The sequence below is a fragment of the Pseudotamlana haliotis genome, assembly GCF_008806375.1.
In the GTDB taxonomy this organism is placed as follows: Bacteria; Bacteroidota; Bacteroidia; order Flavobacteriales; family Flavobacteriaceae; genus Pseudotamlana; species Pseudotamlana haliotis.
Genome location: NZ_WAAT01000016.1, coordinates 1 through 2607 on the forward strand (window position 1 = coordinate 1; position 2607 = coordinate 2607).

At 28.7% G+C, this 2607-nt stretch carries 2 protein-coding genes; both read left to right on the top strand.

Going from position 1 to position 2607, the window contains the following annotated elements; genetic code table 11:
* Window positions 1-224 precede the first annotated feature (224 nt).
* On the top strand, window positions 225-1343 hold the full coding sequence (locus F6U93_RS02055; RefSeq protein ID WP_150936346.1) for an ATP-binding protein: 1119 nt from the start codon (window positions 225-227) through the stop codon (window positions 1341-1343).
* A gap of 232 nt (window positions 1344-1575) precedes the next feature.
* Complete coding sequence (locus F6U93_RS14770) at window positions 1576-2424, top strand: hypothetical protein (RefSeq protein ID WP_225312507.1); 849 nt, start codon at window positions 1576-1578, stop codon at window positions 2422-2424.
* Window positions 2425-2607 lie beyond the last annotated feature (183 nt).

Genomic DNA, 2607 nt, shown 5'->3' on the forward strand with positions numbered 1-2607 from the left:
AAATTTTTAAATTTGACGATTTCCAATAAAAAAGATAAATAATAAAATTTAAAAATCTGGCTTGTGCTTAATCCGAAAACAATCGCTAATTTACACGCTACGAGCCATATACAAGACCGTTGTAAACCAGCAAAAAACCACTAAACGTGAATTAAACTCACTAAAAAACATAACTATTAGTGAATATGATTTGTAATTCATATCTTTGAACAAATCTTCAAATTATGTATCAAAGGATATTATCAGATAAAATTAAAACTAAAATAGAAAAAGGGAAAGCCATCATTTTAATTGGTCCTAGACAAGTAGGAAAAACAACTTTAATTAAAAAATTAATTGAGAATGAAAAACATCTATTCTTAGATGCTGATGACCCTACAGTTAGAAGTCTATTGAGTAATCCAAATACAGAACAAATTAAAAGTATCATTGGTTCTAATAAAATTATATTTATAGATGAAGCACAAAGAATATCTGGGATTGGAATAACTCTTAAAATAATAACAGATCAATTTAAAGATGTCCAACTATTTGTAAGTGGATCATCATCTTTTGACTTATCTAAAGAACTCAATGAACCACTTACAGGTCGAAAATGGGAATACGAACTATTTCCAATAAGCTGGGAGGAACTTGAAAACAAACACGGATATCTTGTTTCAGAACAACAAATTGAAAATCGAATGTTATATGGATTCTATCCTGATGTATTAAACAATCCAGGGGAAGAAAAGGAAATCCTAAAACAATTAGTAAATAGTTATTTGTACAGAGACATATTGGCTTATTCAAATATTAGAAAGCCTGAAGTTTTAGAAAAACTAGTACAAGCGCTAGCATTACAAATAGGAAGTGAAGTAAATTATAATGAACTTGCTCAAATTGTTGGTGTTGATAAAAACACCATATCAAATTATATAGACATCCTACAAAAAGGATATGTAATATTTAAATTAGATAGTTTTAGTCGTAATTTAAGAAATGAAATAAAAAAGAATAAGAAAATTTATTTCTATGATAATGGAGTTAGAAATATGGTTTTAGGAAACTTCAATTCGTTGAACCTTAGACAAGACACAGGTGCTTTGTGGGAGAATTTTTTAATTTCAGAAAGACATAAACAAAACACATATAAAAACACATATACCAAAATGTATTTTTGGAGAACTAAACAACAACAAGAAGTAGATTTAGTTGAAGAAAATAATGGAATTATTACGGGGTTTGAATTTAAGTGGAACGCAAAGAAAAAATTAAAACTACCTAAAACATTTGTAAATGAATATAATGCAAATGAAGAAATAGTTGATAGAAGTAATTTTAGAAAGTTTGTAACAATATAAAAATGCCAGTTTACAACACCGGCTATAAAAAATGCGGGGTTCTCTCCTACCACAAAAGTTTGAGATTTATTTATTAAGTCACAAATCTTTTTTTTTTTGATTTATAAAAAGTAGTAAGTTTATAAAAACAAAAAAAGCTTTGTTTGGTGCTAGACTGACTGTTTTCTGATTGTCAAAATCCCGCACTTTCCATAGCCAAACACGTTGTAAAACATTTACCCAAACCAACAAAATGAGCAAATTCAAATTAAACTTTTTGACAATTTTAATTCTGATTCCAATGTTTGCGATTGGACAAATTCCGAAAGGACATTTTTTAGACGCAGACGATTCGGCTGAAAAAGGATATAAATTAAAACCTTTCAAACAGAAAAAAGAAGGAATTTATCATTATGCAATTCTGACGGAATTGCCATTTAAAAATGATTGTGAAAACGGAATTTCGGAAAAAGAACAAATTGCTTGTGCGGAAAAAAATCTGAAAGGACTGATAAGCGAAAAACTGAATTCTGAAACGGAATTCAAAGGTAACGTTTATGTTTATCTGACTGTAACTGGAAAAGCGGAAATAATTGACATAAAAGTTAAATCATATCCACAATCAGATGAAATTGATAAAATAGTAAAGCAAGCAACGGAACAAATAAAAGTTCGACCTGCAAAATATAAAAAGAAGGTTGTTAATTCTCGATTATGGACAAAATTGGAATTTGATTACATTGAAAATGATAAAGCTAAATTCATTGGAAATTGGATTGGAGAAGATGAAAAAGAAATTGGTTATTTAAATTTTGATTCAGAAGGTTACGCTTACTTTAAAGTTCAAGAACAAATTATGGGTGGAAAAGAATTTGTGCAGAATGGCAAAAAAGGCAATATGACCTATGAAATAAATAGTGAAACAAATCCCATACAAGTTGACTTGATAGCGACTATGTTAGAAAGTGGGAAACAAAAAAAATTACTATGTATTGCTAAATTTATTGATAATGATACAATGGAATTCGCAATAAATTTTGAAGAAAAACGACCAACTGAATTTGATTCAGAAAACTCAATAATTTTTAAACGAGAAAAATAAAAAACGTTTTACAACACAGTATATAATTTATTGCTAAGTTTTAGCTTGCTTATGAAAATCCTGCGGATTTTCTAGTTGGTTTGTACTTGTAAAGTTCGTTTCTTTATCATCGCAACAAACCATATACATCAACGTTGGGCACAATTTTGACCCGTCCTGAATAAAGGCTACATAATTTTAAAC

What these genes read in the sequence shown, in the direction of transcription:
- F6U93_RS02055 (WP_150936346.1), top strand. Translation starts at nt 225, where the DNA reads ATGTATCAAAGGATATTATCAGATAAAATTAAAACTAAAATAGAAAAA.
- F6U93_RS14770 (WP_225312507.1), top strand. Translation starts at nt 1,576, where the DNA reads ATGAGCAAATTCAAATTAAACTTTTTGACAATTTTAATTCTGATTCCA.